Source organism: Mesorhizobium sp. M4A.F.Ca.ET.050.02.1.1 (genome assembly GCF_003997725.1).
Taxonomy (GTDB): domain Bacteria; phylum Pseudomonadota; class Alphaproteobacteria; order Rhizobiales; family Rhizobiaceae; genus Mesorhizobium.
The window spans coordinates 1-2,145 of the sequence record NZ_RZSG01000928.1; the positions used below are offsets into that span (position 1 = coordinate 1).

Annotated in this window: 2 protein-coding genes; both read right to left on the reverse strand. The window is 54.4% G+C overall.

The genetic code is table 11. From position 1 onward, the window contains the following. Window positions 1–100 precede the first annotated feature (100 nt). A complete protein-coding gene (locus tag EOA33_RS33250) occupies window positions 101–691 on the reverse strand; it encodes a 3'-5' exonuclease (RefSeq protein ID WP_127407549.1) in 591 nt (196 codons plus the stop codon). Beyond that, window positions 682–1,776: a radical SAM protein gene (locus tag EOA33_RS33255; RefSeq protein ID WP_127407550.1), complete on the reverse strand. Its 1,095-nt coding sequence runs from the start codon at window positions 1,774–1,776 to the stop codon at window positions 682–684. The genes EOA33_RS33250 and EOA33_RS33255 overlap by 10 nt, the downstream gene beginning before the upstream one ends. Between the last annotated feature and the right edge of the window lie 369 nt (window positions 1,777–2,145).

Here is a 2,145-nt window from a genome sequence, read left to right on the forward strand (position 1 = left end):
CTCAAACCGCGACCTGCGAGTTTTTTGGCCACGCTGCCGACAAAGGTAGATTTGCCCGTTGAATGTGTCCCAGCGATTCCGATCATGAAGGGAGGCTTTTTCACAGAAGCACCCCTTGGCGATTGTTGAGGATATCGGCATCCATCAAAGCCGTCATTCTTGAGTCGGTTGGCAAGCTGGAGATGAGTTCGATGAACAGAAGTGCTGTGACCACGGTATCGAAGGCTGCTGAGTGATGGCGTCCTCCGGTTAGTCGCTCCGCTTCTTCCGAAATGTTCAGAGCCTGGCTGAGATTCTCAAGCCCGTAGGATGTCAGCCCCGGACGAATTGCCTTCGCCAACCGAAGGGTGTCGATTGCCATCGAAGGCTTCCAGTCTGGGATCGATCTGGAAATGATTTCGAGCTCGACGCGGACATTGTGCCCAATGATCCTCTGTCCATCTGTCCAAGTCATTATCTCGCCGGCGATATCGTCAATCGAAGGCGCCTCTGCGACGTCGTCTAGCGTAATGCCATGAATGCGTGTTGCGGCGGCAGCTATTGGTCCATTCGGTTGCACGCGCCACTCCCACCGCCGCGCTCCGATTTTCAGATCGTTGACTGATGTGATCGCTAGCTCAACGATTTCAGGTGGAGTAGCGCCGCTCCCTTCTACGTCCATAACAAAGAAAGTCTCGTTCTCTATTCCCATCCGACTTCCGCTCTGCCGTGTCTGCCGTGGTGATGAGGCTGCGCCCGATCATGGACCTGATAGTTCAATGCGTGTTGCATAAAATACCGCTGCTGCTCTCGGCTACCGAGAACTTCGATGTTCCGTTCGCTGATGCGAATATCGGCGGTGCCCAAACCGACAGAGGCCGCAAGGGCTGCGACAGTTCCGGGATCCGGCCTCACATGGTGTTGCGCGCATATCGCCAGCTGACGGGCTGGACAAATGTCGCAAACTTCCCGAATGCCAAAATGGCCATTATAGTCTGCGATACCATGGGCGAACGCAACTGCACATGAAGTTTTGCGGAACAATGGTTGTGCCCCGAAAGCGGCGATCACCTTAAGCTCCAATTCTCGCGGCAAGATCTTGCGGCGCGCAATGGTTTTATACATTTCGGGCACGCCTGCGGCCTCGAAGTGGGCCTTGATCTGCTCCCTATAGAAAAGGCCGGTGAAGGCGGTCGCGTCTGCCATTTCGGCAAGCTCACTTGCGCGGCGCAGATGCCAATCGGTATCGTTAACTCCTGCTATCAACGGTCTCCAATAGAGGACCGATTTAGTCCGTCCTTTGTGATCGGCAAGGATGGCTAGGGACCTCTCGGCGATGGCGCTGTCAACGGGTTCTATGCGTTGGTCATTGATGCCAGACCAAGTGATCAACACTGTAACGCGCAGGTTGGATAGGCGTTCAAGCCGAGTGACATCGTCTGCATCGATATTCCAGCGCGTGATTATCAGCATTGGGTTCGAAAGCCCCTTTGCATCCAAAGCCTCGAGGCAGGCGAAAAGGTGATTTTTGACGCCGGGCAGGAAGGGATCGGTCGCTCTGTTGAATATCTGAAGCGGCGTTGTGTTAGCTCGAAAGGCCCAGTGGGTCACCAAGGTTTCGACGGCATTGTCGTCCGACATAACTAAGTGCGGTTTTTTCATGTCATAATTGTCGAATAGATGGCGCACGCAATAACCACAATCGAGAGGGCACCCTACGACGTGATTCAGACTCAAGCCTGATTTCCTGTAGTCGACGACATCCCTCAACACTGCCGGTAAATTCTTGTCGGCCATGCGAAGTTGAACCAATCACCCCTCCACCCGATAAGTCGACGAATCTGCCAAATAAACAGAACATAACTTGATCTGTCAGCGAGAAGCAACATTCCAACGACACTAAGAACCAGCAACGTCTAGCATGAAGTGAGTACTTACGGCCTCTCTCTCCTTTCCGTGCCGTCCGTCAGTTAAGATGTCCGCTGCAGGCGAACCGCCGGAGACGCGCAGGCCGATATCCGGGGTTGGGGCGCTATGGGTAGCGGCCTATCTAGATCGGAAAAAACGCTGGCCGCAGCGGTAGCCGCTGCAGCGGTGCGTAATGACACGCTTCGTCCTCTACCAAACGAGGCATCTGGTGCGGTTGCTCGATAACTGGGATTCTCG

Bases quoted from the DNA above. Each gene is read 5' to 3' on its own strand.
- EOA33_RS33250 (WP_127407549.1), bottom strand. From the start codon at position 691: ATGGGAATAGAGAACGAGACTTTCTTTGTTATGGACGTAGAAGGGAGC.
- EOA33_RS33255 (WP_127407550.1), bottom strand. From the start codon at position 1,776: ATGGCCGACAAGAATTTACCGGCAGTGTTGAGGGATGTCGTCGACTAC.